Here is a 20443-nt window from a genome sequence, read left to right on the forward strand (position 1 = left end):
TCCTGGTCACGCGCGAGTGCCTCGCGCGACTATCCGTTCCGACGCGCGGGCCGACGGTGGCACCGCCGCGCCCATGCGGCCAAGACCGCGATCCCCACGATGTAAAGGCCGCCCGTGGCAGGTTCGGGAACAGCCAGCTCGACGAAGGCATACGTCGTCTGATCGATCCGTAGCTGATAGGTACTCCGGGCATGCAGCAGGCCGAGGTCGATATCGAAAGGCACGATGCCCGGATCCTCGATATACCCGGCATCATCTTCGGGCGCCGTCAGGAGGTGGTTGAACACCCTGTCGACGGTGAGCACGGAGTGCCCGGCGGTCAGGTCGAAAAATTGCACATTCACGCCGACCGCCGCAAAAGCCCGGCTGCCGGCAGGCGATCCAGGAGCGATGTACAGGTCGAGATAGGGGCGCACGTCGAACACCACGCTGAAGTCGCTGGTGACTTGCGGCTGCAGGTCGATAATGTAGGTTCCGGATGCACTGGCGTCGTTTATGCGGGGGCCCGTAGCCGTGGCATCGGCACGCGTGGTGGCGACAGCGGGATCGGCACCGCCCATGGCCATGTAGCCGTTCGTTACGCCATGGGCATACCCTCCCGGGCCGACATTCGTATCGTCGGGCGGGAAGTTGGCACAGGCGCCAATGCAACTGCGTGCGTACCAGTAGCCGTAGGAAGGCGTCGAGAAATCGAAGGCCTGTTCTTCCCTCAGTCTCGTGACGACAATGGCCGAGGATTGCGACCACAGGTCGTGGGGCTCGGGCGCCATGTAAGGCGTGCCGTTCTGCAGCAACCATCCGTCGGAAAACTCCAGGCGGGCGGTGGCGCGCCCCTCCGCGAGGGCGGTGGCGGGAACCAACAGCGCCAAGAGGCACGACAGCAAAAGCTGAATGGTCTTCATTGGATTCCTCGCTGCGTCGATGGCGACGGTTGCCGCCTGCCCGATCAGCATAGGCCGCCCGACCGGCGGTTTCAACCCGGAATTGACCGCATCCGCGGATGGCCCGCCACCCCGGCCGGGAATGGTCCGGCACGGGTGACGCTGCTCAATGCAGCTTGACCATCGGCGTGGTGCGCTTGATCAGGAAGCGCGCCAGCGCCAGCACGCCGGTGCGCAGCGTGCCCATGATCGCCTTGTGGTGCATCAGGTGCAGGCTCGTGTACATCAGCCGCGCGAAGAACCCTTCGACGAACCAGTTCTTGCCCTGCAGTGAACCCATCAGGCTGCCCACCGAATCGTGCTGGCCGAACGACACGAGCGAGCCATAGTCCTTGTATGCGTAAGGCTTGCCCAGCGGCAGCTGGCCGCGGTCGCGCCGCAGCAGGGCCGCGAGCAGGTAGTCGGCCTGCTGGTGCGCGGCCTGCGCGCGCGGCGGCACCGGCTTGCCGTCCGCGCCGATGCACAGCGCGCAATCGCCCAGCGCGTAGATATCCGGAAAACCCTTCACCACCAGCTCGCCCGTCACGTCGAGCTGACCGCCCTTCACCGTCGGCAGCCCGAGGTTCTTCAGCAGGTCCGGCGCCTTGATGCCGGCTGCCCAGACGACGATGTCGGCGGGATAGACATCGCCCTTCAGCACGGTGACCTGGTCGGCATCGATCTGCGTCACCCGCGTATCGGTCAGCACGCGCACGCCCCGCTCGGCCAGCAGCCCGGCCGCCGCGGCGGACACCCGTTCCGGCAGCGGCGCGAGCACGCGTGGCGCACCTTCGATGATCGTGATGCGCACGTCGCGCATGGGCTGCAGGTCGCCGAAGCCATAGGCGGCATACACGCCGGACGCTTCACGCAGTTCGGCCGCCAGTTCGACGCCGGTCGCGCCGCCGCCGATGATGACGATGTCCACGCCCTGCCCGGCCTTTTCCGTGGCCGCCCGGGCCAGCAGTTTGAGCAGCGTGAGGCGGAAGCGTTCCGCATCCTCGGTGCCGTTCAGTGAAATCGTGTGCTCGGCCGCGCCGGGCACGCCGAAGTAGTTCGACGTGCTGCCGACCGCCATCACCAGCGCCTCGTAGCCGATCGTGCGTGCCGGGAGGACCGTTTCGCCGGCCGCCGTCTCGATCGGGCCGATCCGGATCGTGCGATCCGCCGCATCGAGCCCCTCGAGCGCGCCGTATACATAGGTGAAGCCATTGTCGTGCGCCAGCATCTGGTACGACAGGCCTTCCGCATGGATGTCCAGCGTGCCGGCTGCCACCTCGTGCAGCGACGGCTTCCAGATGTGGTAGAGCCGGCTATCGACCAGCATCACCTTGCCCGGTCCCAATTTGCGGCCCAGCTTGCAGGCCAGTTCCAGGCCGCCCGCCCCGCCGCCGACGATCACATATTTGCTCTGCAAACGCTTCTCCCCGAAAAATGTTGAAAAGACATTGCCTTGCATTGTATGCGCGAAGCCGATGGGCCGTTTGTACGCAAGCGCACCCGGCAACCGAGGCGGGCGGGGTCGCGGCGGCGGATGGCGGAACGGGGTAGGAAGCGAAAACAGAACCAGGCGCCTCCGGTGCGGCACGCAATGGCCGCACCGGAGCGCTTCGTCAGCCGAGGGGAACGGCGGCGCTCAACGCCGCCTGCAGCTGGCCAATGGCGCCCTGCGCCTGGGCGATGACCTTGTCGGCGATGCGCTTGCGCACGGCCTGGATGCGCGCGGCCGCTTCGGCTTCCAGTATCAGCGGGGTCAGGAGGGCGCTGGCCGATTCGTAGAAGGCGGTGCCGATGCGATCGAGCTGCACGACGAAACCCTCTTCGGCCTCCTTCAGCCGCCGCCGCAGCTCTTCCTCGAACACGCGGCGCTTGTCGCGGATTTCTTCGCGCTTGCGCTTGTTCGTGTCCGTGGCCCACTTGAACGCGGAGGCCAGCAGCACGGCACCGCCGACGAACGGCACCACCGGCGCAACCACCGGCACCACCACGGCCACGCCGAACAGGTAAGCCGCGGTGCTCGTGCCGGCGGCGGCGACGGCGCTGCCCATCAAGGTGAGATTGGCGGCCGTGTCGACGCTGTTGACGAGTCGCGTGCCGATGCGCAGGCGCGGCATCAGCCGGGCCAGTGCCGCATGGTGCTGGCGCTTGAACGCGTCGCCCTGCGTGATCCGCATGTCGGCCTGGAACAGCTTCAGGTCGTGGTGCAGCAGGTCCAGCGCTTCCTGCTTGCGACGCGCCACGCGGTCGAGCCGGTGTTCCATCTCGCGGGCGAACTGGTCGCGCGCGATGCCCGACCATACCTGCTCATCCTTCCAGCCTTCACTGTCGAGCCGTTCGCCGATCGCCACCTCGATCGCGTTGCCGGCATCGTGCACGGCGTCGTCGATGTCCTGCCACAGCATGCGGCGCTCGTATGCGATGCGGGCGTCCACCAGCGCCAGGCGCTGCAGCACCTGCTGGCGCAACTGTTCGGCGGTGGCGGACAGGGCCCCTGCCTCCGCGTCGCCCTGCAGCGGCACTGCCGCCGTTTCCTGGTAGGTAGCGATGCCCTGGGCGATCGTGTCGACGGCGCCCTGGACCACGTCGCGCAACTGCTCCTGCGTCATCATGCCGCCATTGAAGCCGCGCGCATGGTCCAGCAGTTCGACCTGGCCTGTGCTGCGCCCGAAATCGGCCACCGCGTCGACCAGCCCCCTGCCCCTGACCAGTTTGCGGGCCTGCGTGCCCAGGTTGTTCAGCAGTCGGCGCTCTTCCTCGGGCGGCAGGCCATAGTAATGGTCCGGCACCAGCCGGATGCCGAGCGCGCGCGCCGCCTTCACTGCCAGCGGCCGGGCGCGCCGGCCCTGCAGCGCCAGCAACGGTTTCATCATCACGAACGCCGCTTCCCGCGCGGACGGGTCCACCGACCCGCTGCTGCGCGACAGCGCATTGGCGGCCCAGTCCACGGTCACGCCCGATTCGATCGCGTTCAGCACCAGCGCCGTGAACACGGCCGAGGCCTTGCCATCGCCGGAAAGATCGGTAACGGCGGCAAACTGCGCCAGCGTCATCGCGCCATCCTCGCCGACCGCCAGCGCGCCCAGCAGCCGCGCCAGCGCGGACGCGAAGCTCTGGTCGGTACACAGATGCTCGTCGAGCGTGCGCAGTTTCAGCGCGTGCTCCGGTGCGGCCGGCCTGAGTTCCGATGCTGTTTCCGGCCCTGCTTGCGACGACATCTGTGGTGACATACCCGGCGGCATGTTCGACGAGAAATCCGGCGGCATTTGCGACGTGGCGGTGTGATTCACGGCAGTCCCCTGTCCTGTGATGTTTCCTCGACATTCTAGCGGAACAGACAGCCAGCCGGCGCAAACGCTTGTTTCACATCAGACAGCCATGTGAGTTTCCTTAAAGCATTGATGCCGTACGGCAATATCATGGAAGACGCCTTTTCCAACGGAGAATAAAATGCATAACCCGCTTGTCGCTCACGCCTGTGCGGCGCCCCCCGCCACGGTGCCCGCTGCCTTGCGCACCGCTTCCGGCCCGCTTGCCCGCACTGTTTTTCGCACCGTCAGCCGATGGTCCGCGGCCACCGTGCGCCGATGCCTTGCCTTGTTCGCTGCTCTGCTCCCTGCCTTACTGCTGGCCGCCGTGGGCGGCACGGCGCACGCCCTGCCGGACCTGGCAGACCATGTCGCCATTGCCGTGGACACCCCCGTGCCCGGCACCGCCAACGTGTCGGACAGCGTGGTGACCGTCACCAACACGTCCACCATGCCGATCGCGGCGCCGTTCACGCTGACGATCGCACGAAGCATGACGCCCGGCGTGGCGGTTGCCTATCCCACGTCACTGGATCATGCCGGCCTTGCCGGCATCGCCGTGCCCCTGCCGCTGGGCGTGCTGGAACCGGGTGCGCAAGTCTCGGTCCCCGTCCGGTTCGCCAACCCGCAGCGCCGGCAATTCACGTTCGAGGCGCGCGCGACCGGCACGCTGCTCGCGCCAGAAACGGCGGTGCCGCTGGAGGTCACCGTGTACCACTTTTCGGGCGACCCCGCCAATCCGCGCGGGGCGCCGGCCGGCGCCGGCGTCGGCATCGTGGTCGACGGCGTGCTGCGCGCACGGACCGATGCCAACGGCAGGGCCGCGCTGCTCGTTCCCGCCACCCTGCAGGCCATCACGGCCCGCCTGGCACCGGTGAGTACCGGCATCGCCCGCCTGGCTCTGGTACCGGGCATGGCACACAGCACGGACATCGTGCTGACCGATGGTGGCCAGGTCTATGCCGACGCCACGCTGCGCTTCGACGCGGTGATGCAGTCGCTGCTGCCCGCGGGCCAACGCACGCTCACCGGCCGCTTCATCGCACCGGATGGCAGCACGGTGCGCCTCGCCCACCTGGGCAGCGTGGAGCTGCGCGACGCCGACCGCGACGACGAAGACCAGAACGTGACAGGCAAGTTCGTGCTCAACGCCGACGGCACCGTGTACTGCCGCGACACCGCCGTCCTGCAGGCGCGGGCGGCAAACGGCCATGCCATGGTGGTGGTGACGGGAACGGACGCGCTTGGCAACGTGTACCGCGGCGCCGTGAACATGGTCCAGGCATCGGTCGTGCCGAAGGGCATGCTGGCGCCGCCCGTCGCGGAGCCGGGCCTGGACCTGGCAGGCATCACCGTGACCGGCACGAGCACCCGGAAGGGCAAGACGGTTGCCGTGTACACGGCCGTCGCGGATGCCGCCGGCAACTTCACGCTGCCCGCCGCGCCGCAGCAGGGCCTTTCGCTGTCCGCGCACGCGGTACGCAACGGCCGGCACTACACCGCGGCCAGCGTCATCGATCCCGGCCGGGCCGCCACGTTCCGGTTGCCGCTGCACGGCGGCGCGGAGCTGCGGCGCGCCCAGCCCGATCCGGATGCGACGGCGGCCAGCATCAATATCATGCGCGACTGGGGTGATCCGGACGTGAACAGTTCGACCATGATCGTGCCGCGCGGCACGCAGCACGTGACGCTGTCCTACCTGTCCTCGGCGGCGCCCGACGACATGGACGCCGTGCGCGACGTGCGCGTCGTGGCCGGACCGGCCGGCACGCCGCTGTACGGCGCCGCGCACCACTATGCGAGCCACCCGTACGACTACGCCCAGGCGACCTACATGAGCATGCTGGTCGCCCGCCAGCTGGACGTGGCGGCACTGGCCGCCGACGGCCCCCTCGAGCTGACGCTGTACGCCAACCTGTCGGGCGCGTGGAAGGGTCGGCAACGCATCGAAGCCACGCTGGGCGCCGGCACCCCGCTGATTCTCGAATCGGCCACGATCGGCGACGACTTCCACATCACCCATGGGCGGCGCCACATCAGCATGCCCGAACCGGGCGAGGCCAACCTGATCCAGCGCCGCGTGCGGCTGGCCGTGCGCAAGAGCGCCGGCATGGAAATCACGAACGTCAAGGTGGACCTGGCAAACCAGTACATGGCCGAATACGAGCTCAATTACGGCCTGCTCACGGTGCTGGACGCGCCCCCGGGACCGGACGTCGTCGTCGATGGTTCGACGATCGACACGGTGGTCTCGTTCACCGCACCGCACGGGCATGACCTGCGCGCACTGGACTACCGCATGGTCATGCACTACCAGGTCACAGTGACGGCGCGCGCGCCCGACGGCACCGAGGCCAAGGCAACCGGCCTGGTGACAGGCATCTGGCCGCTATGGCGCGCACCGGCGGGCCTGGCGCGCTATGGCCTGCGCGAAGCGGGCGGCGACGACTGGGTCTCGGGCGCCACGCATGACTGGCTGGTGGCGCATGCCGACGCGGTTACGGCGATCGATGATTGCGCCGGCGAGCACGGTACCGACCTCGGCCACCCTTCGCACGGCAGCGGCAACGAATTCGACATGTACCACTTCTACACGTTCCCGGGCGCCGACCCGGAAAGCGGCACGTCGAACTACCGGCAACTGGTCGCGCGCATCCTCGACCTGCCCCTGCTGCGCAGCTCGGATCCGGAGCAGTCGGCGGCGGGCAAGGCCGCGGCCGCCCAGGTACAGGCGTGGATCCGTGCCAGCCGCAGCGGCATCGACAAGCTGTACAGGGCGGGTGTCGCGCAGGTGGGCTACATCCTGGGCGGCCCGGACGCGGCCGGGATCGGCGGCATGGACTGGGGCTACAAGCTGCTCACGACGGGCCGGGTGACGGTCAACGGCGTGGTCCACGACCTCGGCATGGGTGCGTGGAACAACGCGGTCTACTACCCGCTGCCCAATCACCATCACCACATGCACGTGGCGCTGCGGCCCGACGCCTGGTTCTGAAGGCGCGGTTCGTGCAGCGGGCATTGCCCCGGCCACGTGTCCTCACGCATCGGGGCAATCCATCTGTCAGGATATTTCTGTCGACAGCGCCAGCGTTTCCTTGATCTCTTCCATCACCACATAACTTTTCGATTGCGCGGCACCCGGCAGGTTCAACAGCATATCGCCCAGCAGTTTGCGGTACTCGGCCATTTCGTGGATGCGCGCCTTGATGAGGTAATCGAAGTCACCGGACACCAGGTGGCACTCCTGCACTTCGGGAATGCGCAGGACTTCGCGGCGGAACTGCTCGAAATGGCTGGCCGATTTCTGGTTCAGCGTGATTTCCACGAACACGAGCAGCGTGGCGCCCACGGCGGCCGGGTTGAGCCGGGCGTGGTAGCCGGTGATGACGCCATCGCGCTCCATGCGCTTGACGCGCTCGATGGCCGGCGTGACCGACAGGCCGACCTGCTCGGACAGGTCCTTCATCGAGATCCGGCCATCGTCCTGGAGGATGCGCAGGATCTTGCGGTCGAGCTTGTCCAGCGACCGCACGGACTGTATTTGCGTACGCATTATTTTTTCCTGTTTTATCGAATATTTATAGTCACAACCACTGGCAAACAAAACTTACCATAGTCGAAATACCCAAGCAAATAACCATACCCATTCTTATATTCGAGGCAACCCTATGCGCGTAGTCATTCTCGGTAGCGGCGTCATCGGTGTCACCACGGCGTATTACCTGGCCAGGGCCGGGCATTCGGTGACCGTGCTGGACCGTCAACCCGGCCCCGCCCTGGAAACGAGCTTCGCCAATGCGGGGCAGATTTCGCCCGGCTACGCCTCGCCCTGGGCCGCCCCCGGCATTCCGCTGAAGGCACTGAAGTGGATGGTGCAACGCCATGCGCCGCTGTCGATCGCGCCCGACGGCACGCTGTTCCAGCTGCAGTGGATGTGGCAGATGCTGAAGAACTGCAATGCCGACAGCTATGCCGTGAACAAGGAACGGATGGTGCGGCTGGCGGAGTACAGCCGCGATTGCTTCAAGGTCTTGCGCGCCGCCACCGGCATCGCCTACGAAGGCCGCCAGCAAGGCACGACCCAGTTGTTCCGCACGCAAAAGCAGATGGACGACGCGGCCAAGGATATCGACGTGCTGAAGGAAACCGGCGTGCCGTTTGAATTGCTGGGCGCGCGCGAGCTGCTGTCGGCCGAACCGGGCATCGCCAGCGGGCGGCTCGTGGGCGGCCTGCGCCTGCCGAACGATGAAACAGGCGACTGCCAGCTGTTTACGACGCGGCTGACGGCGATGGCCGCCGAACTGGGCGTGCAATTTCGCTACAACGTCGCCATCGACGCGCTCGACGTGGAAGGCGGCGCCATTCGCGGCGTGCGCTGCGGCGCGGAAGTGGTGACCGCCGATTCCTACGTGGTGGCGCTGGGCGCGTATTCCACGCCGCTGCTGCGCGGCATCCTCGACCTTCCCGTCTACCCGCTGAAAGGGTATTCGATCACGGTACCGATCGTGGATGCGGCGCGGGCGCCCGCCTCGACGATCCTGGACGAGACCTACAAGATCGCGGTGACCCGTTTCGACGATCGCATCCGCGTCGGCGGCATGGCCGAGATCGCGGGTTACGACAAGCGCCTGAACCCGCGCCGCCGCGCCACGCTGGAAATGGTGGTCAACGACCTGTTCCCCGGTGCCGGCGACACCGCCCAGGCGTCGTTCTGGACCGGCCTGCGCCCCATGACGCCTGACGGCACACCGGTCGTCGGCCGCACCCCCTTGTCGAACCTGTTCGTCAACACGGGCCACGGCACGCTGGGCTGGACCATGTCGTGCGGCTCGGCGCAACTGCTGGCCGACATCATGTCCGCACGGCGCCCCGCCATCCGCGCCGACGACCTGTCGGTGGAGCGCTACCAGCGCGCTGGCCAGGTCCGGCAACCGCAGCTCGCCGGCGCCTGACCTTCCGCCAGCCGGTGACTTGCACGCCTGTGCTCAATTGTGCAGGCAGGAGCGCGTGCGTATAATCCGGCCATGAACAAACTGGAAGCCTTCGGGCATATCGCAGCGCTGGCAATCCGTGGAGACCTGGTCTTTCCCACCAGCGTCAACGCGGCATTGCGCGTGCAAATGGCGCTGGAAAATCCGGACACCCCGATCGACGAGGCCATTCGCCTCGTGCTGGCCGAGCCGCAACTGGCGGCACGCACTGTCGCGCTCGCCAACTCGGCCATGTTCAACCGCAGCGGCAACACCGTCACCAATGTACGCGCCGCCATCACGCGCGTCGGTTACCACAACCTGTATGCGCTGGCCGCGGCAATGGTGGTACGCCAGTTCGGCAGCCGCATCAGCGATCCCGCCGTGCGCGCCAAGGCTGAACAGTTATGGCAGCACTGTGTCTACGTGGCATGCCTGGCGCGCATCATCGCGCGCGAGGTAACCGAGGTGAATGGCGATACCGCGCTGTTCGCCGGCATCGTGCACGAAGTGGGCGGTTTCTACCTGCTGTCGCGGGCCGACGAATTCCCCGGCCTGCTCGATCCCGATCCGGACAACTGGCAACCTGCCAGCGAGGAAATCATCACGCGAGAAGTGATGAGCAAGCTGGCGATTCCCGAAGAAGTGTCGACCGCGATCGAAGGCCTGCGCGACGGCTTCCTCGGCGTGCCGCCGGAAAGCCTGCTCGACACGCTGCTGCTGGCCAATCACTTCGCGCCGGTGGATTCGCCACTGGCACAGCCGCGCGAGGAATTCGCGCAAGCCGAGTCCGTCGTCGACCTGTTCATCGACGAGGAAATGGCGGCGCGCTTCCTCGACGAGGCGGAGAAGGATGCCACGTCGATGAACGCGGCGCTTCTCGTTTGAGCTTGCCGCTCATCGGCTTTCCCCGCTTTTCCGCCAATCACTCCAGCGCCGCGGCCGGGCCGAAGAACTCGTAGCGGGTCTGGCTTTCCGGCACGCCCAGCTCGCGCAGCGCATGCTTCACCGCTTTCATGAACGGCTGCGGTCCCAGGAAATACGCATCCACGTCGCGCGAAGCCGGTAACCAGGCCGCCAGCTTGTCGCTGTCCAGCAAGCCCACCGCATCCGGCGCCCCGCCGGCGCCCTGGCCGCGGTCTTCCGCATACACATAATGGCGACGCAGCTGCGGGTGGCGCGCGGCCAGCTCGTCGACATGGTTCCGGAACGCATGCACGCCACCATGGCGCGCGGCATGGATGAAGTGCACGGGGCGGCCGCTTGCCAGCGCTGCCGGCAGCATCGCCAGCGTGGGCGTGATGCCGACACCGCCGCTGATGAACACGATCGGCCGGCTGTCATGCGGCGCCAGCGTGAACACGCCGGACGGCGGCAGCAGTTCGACGACGTCGCCTTCGTTGACCGCGTCGTGCAGGTGATTCGACATCGCCCCGCCCGCCTCGCGCTTCACGCTGATCTGGTAGGTCTGCCCGTTAGGCGCGGCCGACAACGAGTAGTTGCGGCGCTGGTCCACGCCATCGACGATGGCGCGCAGGCCGATGTACTGGCCCGGCTGGAAATCCGCCACGGCCTGGCCATCTTCCGGCCGGAACACGAACGTGGTGATCTCGTCGCTTTCGCGCCGCTTCGCGGCAACGATGAAGCGGCGCAGGCCGTTCCAGCCACCCGGCGCCGCCTTCAGCGCTTCATAGGCCCGGGCTTCAACGCCGGTCAGGATGTCCGCCAGCTGCCCGTATGCCGCGCCCCAGGCGTCGATCACGGCATCGGTCGCCACCTCGGCACCCAGTACTTCGCGGATCGCCTGCAGCAGGCTGGCGCCCACCATCGGGTAATGCTCGGGCAGGATGTTCAGCGCCACGTGCTTGGCGACGATCTGGTTCACCAGCGGGCCCAGCGCTTCCAGCCGGTCGATGTTCTTCGCGTACATCAGCACGGCATTGGCCAGCGCGCGTGGCTGGGCGCCATCGGCCTGATGAGTCTGGTTGAAGTACGGCTTCACCTGCGGATAGTCGCGGAACAGGATCGGATAGAAGTGGCGGGTCAGCGCCTCGCCACCCTGCTCGAGGATGGGTACGGTGGCGGAAACGATGGCGCGATGTTCGGCGGACAGCATGGTGTTCTCCTTCGGCTTCGGTGGGTGTTTAAAAGATGCATTAAGTTTGCATCTTTAAGTCCGAGGGTGGAATTGGACAAAATGTCCCAGCCAGAAAGAATGCCTGGAATGCCTGGAATATCAGGAAGCGGGCTGGCGCTCGGGCATGTGCAGCAGGATCGCCTGCTCCTGCCGCCGCGCGCCGGGCAGCAGGTCGGCCAGCGTAACGCCGTCGAGCACGGCCAGGAACGCTTCGGTGGCCTGCGCCAGCTTGCCCTGCAGGCCGCATGCGCCGGCGAAGGCGCAGCCGGCACTGGCGGGATCGAAGCATTCGGCCATGTGGAAGTCCGGTTCGCTGGCGCGCACCACGGCGCCGATGTTGATGTCGCCGGGCTCGCGCTTCAGGCGCAGGCCGCCGTTGCGGCCGCGCACCGTCTCGACCAGGCCCGACATGCCGAGCTGGTGGATCACCTTGGTGAGATGGTTCTTCGAGATGCCGTGCAGGTCCGCGATATCCTGGATCGTGGCCAGGCGGTCGCGATGCATGCCCAGGTACATCAGGGAGCGCAAGGTATAGTCGGTGAAAGTGGTCAGTCTCATGGTGTGCGGGCAAACGGCCCCACCATTATAGCGGTGGCGCGGCGCCGGCACCCGCGGCCCCCCGCACCGAGTCCGCTGCACGCCGCCCGCCTCTGCGCGGCAGGCGTTCCCCGCCGCCTCGCTGTCAGCGTTCGCTAGTGCCTGCGTTCGCTAATGCTTGCGTTCGTAATCGTCGCGCACGTAGCGCGCGATGAACGTCGACAGGCCCCTGCCCGCCTCGGCCAGCGCCTTCATCGTTTCCACGCGGGCGCGGCCGGTGGCGCGGTACGTGTAGTCGTACGTGTCGCCGCCGGAAAACTTCACGGCGATCGCTTCCGGCAGGATGTCGTAGGCCACGACGCCGGAATGGCCTTCGAGGTTGCGATAGCGCTTCATGCCGCCAGTCTAGCGCGCCGCCGCATGCACGCGCGCACGGCTGTGCGCGCATTCAAGCACGGCTGGCCGCCCTGTCGACGCATCGGCGCGGTGCCCCGGCGTCAATGCACCTCGTCGGGCTTCAGGGCTGCCAGCAGCTGCACCAGCTTGGCCGTGTCCATCGGCTTGACGAAATACTGGTCGAAGCCGGCGGCGATCGATTTTTCCTGGTCTTCCTTGCGGCCATAGCCGGTGACCGCAACCAGTTGCGCATGGGCCGTTTGCGGCAGCACGCGCAGTTGCCGGGCAAGCTCGTTGCCGTCCGTATCGGGCAGGCCGATGTCGAGGAAGCACAGCTGTGGCGCATGGCGGCGCCCCAGCTCCAGCGCCTCGGCGGCGCGGAATGCCACGTGCACCACGTGGCCCGCAGCCTCGAGGAACAACGCCAGCGTCTGCGCCGCGTCGACGTTGTCGTCCACCACGAGGCAGCGCAGCCTGCCGGGCCGGGCGGCCTTCGCGCCCGGCGCAGGGGTGCTGCCGACGCCCCCCGGCTGGGCTGGCGGTTCCTCGTACGGCAGTTCCACGGTAAACGCGCTGCCCTGGTCCAGGCCGGCGCTCTCGGCCCGCAAGGTGCCGCCATGCAGCGTCACCAGCGTGCGCGCCAGCGCCAGGCCCAGGCCCAGGCCGCCCTGCGAGCGGTCGGACGTGCGCTCGGCCTGCGTGAACAGCTCGAACACGCGCGCCACCAGTTCCGGCGTCATGCCGATGCCGTCGTCCGCCACCACCAGCCGCACCTGCTCGCCATCGCGCTCGAGCTGCACGCGGATGTGGCCATACTCCTGCGTGTACTTGGCAGCGTTGTTGAGCAGGTTCGCCACCACCTGCACCATGCGCTTGTGGTCGGCGTTGATTCCCATCGCGGCGTGCGGAATGTCCAGTTCCAGTTGCTGGCGCTTCGACTTGAACAGCGGGTAGGCCTGCTCCACCGCGTCTTCCACCACGGTGCGCAGGTCCAGCGGCTGCCGGTTCAGCTTGACGAGGCCGCGCGTGACACGCGACACGTCCAGCAGGTCGTCGATCAGCCGTGTCATGTGCTCGACCTGGCGCGCGATGATTTCCGCCGTGCGCGCGATGGCCGGGTTGTCGGCATGGGCCATCTTGAGCACCTGCGCGCCCGAGCTGATCGGTGCCAGCGGATTGCGCAACTCATGCGCCAGCATGGCCAGGAACTCGTCCTTGCGGCGGTCCGCCGCCTGCAGCGAAGCGGCCGCCGTATCGCGCTCCAGTTCCTTCTTCTGCAACGCCTGCGCCATCTCGTCCAGCGAGCGCGCCAGCGCGCCGATTTCCTCGTCCTCGTAGCGCAGGCCGGTGCGCGTGTCGAGCGAGCCGGTGGCGATGCGGTTGGCGGTGCGCGCCAGGGTCTGCACGCGGCGCACGATCAGGATGTCGCCGCCGAACCATGCCGCCAGCAGCGCCAGCGTGATGGTCGCCGCAAGGCCCACGATGGCGATCAGCTGGTCGCGCGTGGCGGCCGCCACGATCTCGTCGTACGGGATGCCGATGATCACGGTGTAGTCGGAAATATCCCGCTTGCCCACGCGCGCAAACGCGTACAGCCGCTCGACGCCGTCGGCATCGGTGAGCAGCACCGGCACGTTCGGCCGTGCCGTCACCGCCTGCCGCAGGTGCGGCGCGATCGGCTTGCCGAACCAGCCGACGGGATCGGGCCGGCGGGAAATGATCGTGCCATTGGCATCGACCGTCCACAGCATCGAGCCGGGCGACAGCTGCACGTCGAGCACGAACTTGTCCAGTTCGACAAGGTCCAGCGCCGCGAACAGGACTGCCCTCACGGTGCCGTTCTTGATGACCGGGTAGGTCAGGTTGACCGTATGCTTGCCGATCACGCGGCCGAACACGTAGTTGCTGGCGATGAAGCGGCGCTCCGCGATCGCGCGGCGGAAATGCGGCCGGTCGCCCAGGTTGACCAGGCCCACCGACGTAACCGCGCTGCAGGTAACGTCGCCATTCATCTGGATCAGCCCGAAGTTCACGTAATCGGTGTTCTTCGACAGGATGTCCGACAGCAGCACGCTGCAGTCTTCCTGGTTGTCCAGCAGGTCGGGAATGCTGGACAGGTCGCGCAGGATCTGCCGCGCACCTTCCAGCGACTGCGCCTCGTTGGCCGCGGCCAGGTTGGCCACCCGCTGCAGGTTCTCGCGCGCCACGTCGATCGCATGCTCGCGTTCGCGCACGCCGGTCAGCACCGTCATGGCCGCCATGGGCGTGATTGCCAGCGCAACGAGCAGGATCAGGCGCGCACGCAGGCTTTTCAGGCGAGGCACGTAGCGGCCCTCAATGCGCAGCCCCGGCGGCAGCCCACCGGTCGCCGAGCGCGATGATGGCGGCCACGCCGCGCCGCAACGTGGCCTCGTCGTCGGCAATGTAGCCGATGCGGATGAAGCCGGGGCAGCCGAGCGCCTCCCCCGGCATGATGGCCACGCGGTAGTCATCGATCAGCGTTTCGGCGAATGCCACCGTATCGACCGTCAGCGCGGACACGTCGCCCCACAGGTAGGGGCCGGACGCCGGCGCCGCCATGGCGATCCACGGCACCGGAGCGAACAGCCCCACCACGAGGTCGCGCCGCGCGCGGTAGTCGGCCAGCAATTCCGGCACCGCGCCGATCGCGAACGCCGCCGCGGCCGCGGCCTGGGTCAATGCCGGCACGGCCGCCGTGATCGGCCCCTGCAGCGCCTCCATCGCCTTGATCCACACGGCCGGCGCGCAGGCGAAGCCGGCCCGCCAGCCCATCATCGCGTAGCTCTGCGAGGCGGAAAAGATCGTCGTGATGCCCAGCGTTTCCCAGTCCGGGCAGGCGGCCAGGCTGTGGTGTTCGCCGTCGAAGACGAGCTTTTCATAGCTCTCGTCGACGATGCAGGCGCTGCCGCGCGCGCGCAGCCAGGCACGGATGGCGCCCAGTTCGGCTGGCGTGTACACCTTGCCGGTGGGATTGTGCGGGTTATTGAGCATCAGCACCTTCGCCACCGGCAATGCGTCGAGGAACGCCGCATCGACCACGTCCGGCTGGTCCGCCAGCACGATGTGCAGACCCAGCAACTGCGCCGTCGCCACGTAGGCAGGCCAGTGGGGGCGCAGCACGATCACCGTGTCGCCCGGATCGGTCATCACGTACAGCGACTGGTACAGCGCCTGCTTGGCGCCGTTGGTGACGATGACATGGTGCGCCTGCGCATCGATGTGGTTTTCGCGCCGCAGCTTGGCGGCCAGCATGTCGCGCAGCGCCGGCAGGCCACCGACGGCGGTATAGGGCAGCAGGGGCTCGTCGAGCGCGGCGCGCACCGCGGCGCGCACGGGCGCCGGTGCCGGAAAGTGCGAGATGGCGATCGAGAAATCGATCACCGCCTCGCCGCGCAGCTTCAGCAGCTCGACACGCTCGTGCATGGCGGTGGTGGCCAGCGGCCGGGCTGCCGCGATCCGCTTCGACACACTGCGGGGTAATGCATGCGACTCCGGAAGGTTGTGCTGCTGAAAGTTCATCGCTCGCTATCTTTCTTCTAGTTGGACGACCGCTCTGACGATGTGCATATTTTACCAAGATGCAATATTTATCGTATCACCCTTTCGTATCGTGCGCGGATCGCGCCAGCATCGCGCCGATATCCTCGGGCGGCACCGGCTTGCTGAAGAGATATCCCTGCATTTCATCGCAGCCGTACTGCGTGAGGAACGCCCGCTGCTGCTCGGTTTCCACGCCTTCCGCGATGACCCGCATCTGCAGCTGGTGCGACAGCGAAATGATCGCGCGCGCGATCGCCTGGTCGTCGGCGCTGTGCGCCAGGTCGCGCACGAACGACTTGTCGATCTTCAGGCGCGAGATCGGGAACGACTTCAGCGCCGCCAGGCTCGAATAGCCGGTGCCGAAATCGTCGATCGACAGTGCGATGCCCATGCCTTCGAGTTCGCGCATCTTGTCGACCGCCTGCTGCACGTCGCGCATGATCAGGCTTTCCGTCACTTCCAGCTCGAGCCAGCCCGGTTCGAGACCGGCCTCGGCCAGCGCGGCGGCTACCCGCGCCACGAGCCGGCGATCGTCGAACTGGCGCGGCGACACGTTGACCGACATGCTGATCGGCGGCAGCCCCGCGTCCTGCCAGTCGCGTGCCTGGCGGCATGCCTCGCGCAGTACCCATTCGCCGATCGCCACGATCATGCCGCTCTCCTCGGCCAGCGGAATGAACAGGTCCGGGCGCACCATGCCCCGCTCCGGGTGCTGCCAGCGGATCAGCGCCTCGACCCCGAACACCTGCCCGCTCGCCAGGTCCACTTTCGGCTGGTACAGCAGGCGCAACTGCTTGTCGTCGACCGCGCGGCGCAGCCCTTCCATCAGCGCCAGCTTCTCTTCCAGCGACGCGTTCATTTCCTGCGCATAGAACTGGCAGTTGTTCTTGCCCAGCTCCTTGGCGCGGTACATGGCCGCGTCCGCGTTCATCATCAGCGTGTCGCGGTCGCGGCCGTCATGCGGATAGACGGCGGCGCCGATCGAGCAGCTGACCTGTACTTCCTGCCCGTCCAGCAGCACGGGCCGCACCACGGCGGCCAGGATCTTCTCCAGCAGTGCCGCCCGGTCGGCATCGCCGGCATCGCCCTGTGGCAGCACGAGCACGAACTCGTCGCCGCCGAAGCGGCCCACGGTATCGCTCTTGCGCACGCAGTCGACCATCCGGCCGGCCACCGTCTTCAACAGCTCGTCGCCGGCCGTGTGGCCCAGCGTATCGTTGACGAGCTTGAAGCTGTCGAGGTCCACGAAGGCCACCATCACCTGTTGCGACTCGCGCTCGGCCAGCAGGATCGATTGCTCGAGGCGGTCGCCGATCAGGCTGCGGTTCGGCAAGCCCGTCAATGCGTCGTGGTGCGCCATGTGGAAGATGCGCTCCGCATCGCGCTTGCTCTCGGTGATGTCGCGCAGGATCGCGACCACGCCGCCCTCCACGCCGACGACCTGCCAGTGCATCCATTCGGCCTTGAATTCGGGCATGTCGTTGTGCCACTCTTCCTGGTACACGCCGCCCTTTGCCATGATGGCGCACAGCCGGTCGAACATGCCGGTCGCGCGCGCGCGGGGCAGCCATTGCAACAGGGTGTTGTTGCGCATGACATCCTTGGCGAGGCCGGTGATCTGCTCGGCGCGGGAATTGGCCGACACGATCCGAAAGTCGGTGATGCGCCGGTCCGCGCCCGCCCCCTTGCTCCAGATCGCGCGCAGCACGAAGAACGCGTCGAGGTTCGCCTCCGATGCGGCGGCATAGGTTTCCTGGGCGCGGCGGATGCGGCGGCGCGCCTTTGCGCCCTGCCACGACCATGCCCACACGAGGACGATGACGAGGAACAGCACGGCCGAGGCCACGCCGGCTTCCCACAGGTGGGTGCGGCGCCGCGCTTCGAACGGCGCCATCTGTTCTGCCTCGGCAAGCCCGGCAACCACCACCAGCCCATAGGTGCGCAGCATGCGCGTGGCCGTATAGCGAGGCACGCCATCGAGCGCGGACGTCCACGGTTGCGCGGCCGGCCGCTCCCAGGCCGCCAGGTCGACAGTCTGGCCCCATGACGTGCGTTCGCCGATGCGCACCGAGCGCATCACGCCGTCGCTGCCGGCGATCGCCAGCAAGCCCTGGTCGCCCTGGCGCGCGCGCTCGTAGCCGCTGGTGAAATAGGACGGGTCCACCTCGAGGATCACGGCGCCCGCGAACAGGCCGTCCGGGCCGTTGAGCCGGCGCGTGAAGTGGATGTGCCAGTCCTTGCGCCCGCGGTCGCGCGCCGTCCTGGCAACGAACGGCTGGCCGGTGTCGCGCTCGCGATGGATGGTGAAATAGCGCTCGCCCGCCACGGTCATGCCGGGGGCATCCGGGCTGCTGGCCACGATGCGGCCGGTCGCATCGGCAATACTGACGGCGAACACCATGCCTGGCGGCAGCAGGCCTTCCTGCGCCAGTTCCGGCAGCGCCTCGGTCGGCCCCTTGCGCTCGGCGGCATACTTGACCAGTTTCAGTGTCTGGTCGATACCGTTCAGGTTGCGCGCCACCTGGGCCTCGTAAGTGTCGAGCAACTCCATCACCGAGTCGCGCGCGGCTTCCTGCGCGGCCACCCGCTCGTTGCCGATGAAGTGGAACGTGGCGGCCCAGATCACGCCCAGCAGCAGGAGCGTGAACAGCGGCAGCGACACGTAGGTTTCCAGGCCGAGCCGCAGCCAGCGGTTGCCGCGCGATTCGGGACGGGCAGCCGGCGTCATTACCGCACCTGCAGGATGGCGCGCACGCTCGGGTCGAGCGCGGACCGCTCGATGTAGCCGATCATGCCGGGGTTGTCGGCGACGAGCTTGCGCACGGCGGCGTTGCCGGCCACTTCGCGCGGCGGCTGGCCGCGGCCCGTGAAGATCAGTTTCGTCCAGTAGGCCTTCATGAGCGCCGGCGACCGGCGCGCCACCTTGCCGTAGAACTCGTCGCGCACCGGGGTGCCGGTCTGCTGGTCGACCGCGACCGCCTCGCTGCCGTCCGGGAAACGGTTGGCTTCGGACAGGAAGATGTCGGCCACCTGCTCGGCGCTCAGCGCCGTGACCGGCGCGCGCGCCGAGACGATGACCACCAGGTCGGCGGCACTGGCACTGCCGACGAGCAGGGTGGCGGCCAGCGCGGACAGAAGTTTTCGATTCAACATGCTCGCCCCCGCTCAGAAGACGAAATCGACGCTGGCGCTCACCACGCCGAACGCCCGACCCGGACGGTAGCCGGGCTGTACTTTGACCAGCGTGCCTTCGGTACCGGCACGCGGACGGACCCGGTCGACCTGCATCTTGAACGCATAGTTCGGCGCGAAGTCCCAGCGCATGCCGACACTGACGGTGTCCTGCGCCGCGATGCGGCGCAGCCGGTAATTCAGTTCGGTGTTCAGCATGCCGGCCATCGCCGCGGCCTGCGGCGGCAGGCCGGCCGTCGGCAGCCCGTCCACCTCCGTGGCCATGTTGGCATCGACACGCGCGTATGTCGCATACGGGGCGAACGTGTCGAAGCGGTAGCCGCCCGACAGGTAGCCCGCGGTCTGATCGCCCAGCAGTGAACGGGTGTCGATGCGCGCGATCTCGCCCATCATGAACCAGTTGCCCGGATCGTAGTTGAAGCCTGCGCCGAACACGCGCACGTTGCGCTTGGCGATGTCGTAGCGGTCCGCCAGCGCCTGCCCCGGCGGCCCGAAGGCCCGGAAGGCATCGAAGAATTCCTCGGCGCCATGCACCTCGAGCATTGAACGGGCAACCGTGGCGCGCACCGTCAGCGCGCCCGCGGTGGCGTTGTGCGTGATGCCGATGAGATTTTTCGTATCGCCCCGCACTTCGGGATTCATCTGCACCGCAGCCCCGCCGATCGACACCTGCGTTTCATGCTTGAAGCCCGCCGCGTTCCACCGATAGCTCGCATCGACGCCGTCGCTGTTCGAGATCGGCATCAGGCCATACAGTTCGACAGGCGTGCGCAGCCACGGCAGCGCATAGCTGGCCTTGCGATAGTCGGCGGCCAGGAACAGCGGCAGGGCGATGCGGCCGGCACGGATCGACAGGTCGGGCGTGACCTGGAACTTCACGTTGGCCCAGTTCAGCGTCGGCCTGAAGGAATTGTCGACGGTTTTCTCATGCACCACCTGCACGACGGCGGACCAGCGCTTGTCGAACTGCACGCCGACCTGGGCACCGATCCGGCTGTCCACGTCGAACGCCCATGCCTTGCCCAGGCCCGCCTGGCCCGGCGAGGTCGGACTGGCCGTGTAGTTGGCCTGGCGTTCGGTCGAGTGCACCGCGGCCAGCGTGCCGAAGCCGCCAAACGTCCACCGGGACTGGGCCTGTGCGCCACCGTGCGCGCACGCAAGCACACAGGCCAGCGTCATCGTGGGCAACGCGCCCCGGCAGCGCGGAACGTGGGACAACGCAATCGTGTTTTTTCGGAGCATGGGCAGGTAAGCGCCGGAAGGCGCCGGTTGATGACGAACAGTAATCGGCTGAAAAGACCAGCGGAACAGTGGCGTCATGCGGCTCAGTGCCGGCGACGCGAATCGGTGGCGGTACGGGGACGAGGAACCGCGCGAACCCTACTCTATCGCAAGGAATAATGCCTGTCGATAAGTTTCCCTGAG

At 67.4% G+C, this 20443-nt stretch carries 15 protein-coding genes; 3 read left to right on the forward strand and 12 right to left on the reverse strand.

Annotated elements, in window-relative coordinates:
• Positions 1–29: 29 nt before the first annotated feature.
• From EWM63_RS00125 to EWM63_RS00135, 3 genes are all read right to left on the reverse strand, one after another.
• Entirely contained in the window at positions 30–902 is an 873-nt protein-coding gene (locus EWM63_RS00125) for a hypothetical protein (protein WP_130184746.1), read from the reverse strand.
• A gap of 145 nt (positions 903–1047) precedes the next feature.
• The gene (locus EWM63_RS00130; RefSeq protein ID WP_130184747.1) at positions 1048–2337 is read right to left on the reverse strand and encodes an NAD(P)/FAD-dependent oxidoreductase; all 1290 of its coding nucleotides are present in this window, start codon (positions 2335–2337) and stop codon (positions 1048–1050) included.
• Positions 2338–2533: 196 nt separating this feature from the next.
• Entirely contained in the window at positions 2534–4207 is a 1674-nt protein-coding gene (locus tag EWM63_RS00135; RefSeq protein WP_229487631.1) for a hypothetical protein, read from the reverse strand.
• A gap of 160 nt (positions 4208–4367) precedes the next feature.
• Here EWM63_RS00135 and EWM63_RS00140 point away from each other — a divergent pair, with 160 nt between their 5' ends.
• Complete coding sequence (locus EWM63_RS00140; RefSeq protein ID WP_130184748.1) at positions 4368–7220, forward strand: hypothetical protein; 2853 nt, start codon at positions 4368–4370, stop codon at positions 7218–7220.
• 66 nt (positions 7221–7286) lie between these two features.
• Here EWM63_RS00140 and EWM63_RS00145 read toward each other — a convergent pair whose 3' ends face one another.
• A complete protein-coding gene (locus tag EWM63_RS00145) occupies positions 7287–7778 on the reverse strand; it encodes an Lrp/AsnC ligand binding domain-containing protein (RefSeq protein WP_130184749.1) in 492 nt (163 codons plus the stop codon).
• Between the two features lie 115 nt (positions 7779–7893).
• On the opposite strand from EWM63_RS00145, the gene EWM63_RS00150 reads away from it, so the two are divergent.
• Positions 7894–9177 (forward strand): D-amino acid dehydrogenase, encoded by a 1284-nt coding sequence (locus tag EWM63_RS00150; RefSeq protein ID WP_130184750.1) that lies wholly within the window; start codon positions 7894–7896, stop codon positions 9175–9177.
• Between the two features lie 72 nt (positions 9178–9249).
• Positions 9250–10083 carry an HDOD domain-containing protein gene (locus EWM63_RS00155; protein ID WP_130184751.1) on the forward strand — a complete coding sequence of 278 codons (834 nt, stop codon included), beginning with the start codon at positions 9250–9252 and terminating at the stop codon, positions 10081–10083.
• Between the two features lie 37 nt (positions 10084–10120).
• Here EWM63_RS00155 and hmpA read toward each other — a convergent pair whose 3' ends face one another.
• The 8 genes from hmpA to EWM63_RS00195 all read right to left on the reverse strand — a co-directional run bounded on the left by hmpA (position 10121) and on the right by EWM63_RS00195 (position 20236).
• Positions 10121–11311, reverse strand: a complete 1191-nt coding sequence (hmpA, locus tag EWM63_RS00160) for an NO-inducible flavohemoprotein (protein ID WP_130184752.1) — start codon at positions 11309–11311, stop codon at positions 10121–10123.
• Positions 11312–11431: 120 nt separating this feature from the next.
• A complete protein-coding gene (locus EWM63_RS00165) occupies positions 11432–11890 on the reverse strand; it encodes an RrF2 family transcriptional regulator (RefSeq protein WP_130184753.1) in 459 nt (152 codons plus the stop codon).
• Positions 11891–12040: 150 nt separating this feature from the next.
• Positions 12041–12265, reverse strand: a complete 225-nt coding sequence (locus EWM63_RS00170) for a hypothetical protein (RefSeq protein ID WP_130184754.1) — start codon at positions 12263–12265, stop codon at positions 12041–12043.
• Positions 12266–12366: 101 nt separating this feature from the next.
• Positions 12367–14589 carry a hybrid sensor histidine kinase/response regulator gene (locus tag EWM63_RS00175; RefSeq protein WP_229487633.1) on the reverse strand — a complete coding sequence of 741 codons (2223 nt, stop codon included), beginning with the start codon at positions 14587–14589 and terminating at the stop codon, positions 12367–12369.
• A 10-nt stretch (positions 14590–14599) separates the two neighbouring features.
• Complete coding sequence (locus EWM63_RS00180; protein WP_229487635.1) at positions 14600–15805, reverse strand: pyridoxal phosphate-dependent aminotransferase; 1206 nt, start codon at positions 15803–15805, stop codon at positions 14600–14602.
• 76 nt (positions 15806–15881) lie between these two features.
• Positions 15882–18554 carry a bifunctional diguanylate cyclase/phosphodiesterase gene (locus EWM63_RS00185; RefSeq protein WP_130184755.1) on the reverse strand — a complete coding sequence of 891 codons (2673 nt, stop codon included), beginning with the start codon at positions 18552–18554 and terminating at the stop codon, positions 15882–15884.
• A complete protein-coding gene (locus tag EWM63_RS00190) occupies positions 18554–18979 on the reverse strand; it encodes a type 2 periplasmic-binding domain-containing protein (RefSeq protein WP_130184756.1) in 426 nt (141 codons plus the stop codon). Before EWM63_RS00190 ends, EWM63_RS00185 begins: the two co-directional genes overlap by 1 nt.
• A 12-nt stretch (positions 18980–18991) precedes the next feature.
• Positions 18992–20236: a hypothetical protein gene (locus EWM63_RS00195; RefSeq protein WP_229487637.1), complete on the reverse strand. Its 1245-nt coding sequence runs from the start codon at positions 20234–20236 to the stop codon at positions 18992–18994.
• Between the last annotated feature and the right edge of the window lie 207 nt (positions 20237–20443).

Source organism: Pseudoduganella lutea (assembly GCF_004209755.1).
GTDB lineage: Bacteria > Pseudomonadota > Gammaproteobacteria > Burkholderiales > Burkholderiaceae_D > Rugamonas > Rugamonas lutea.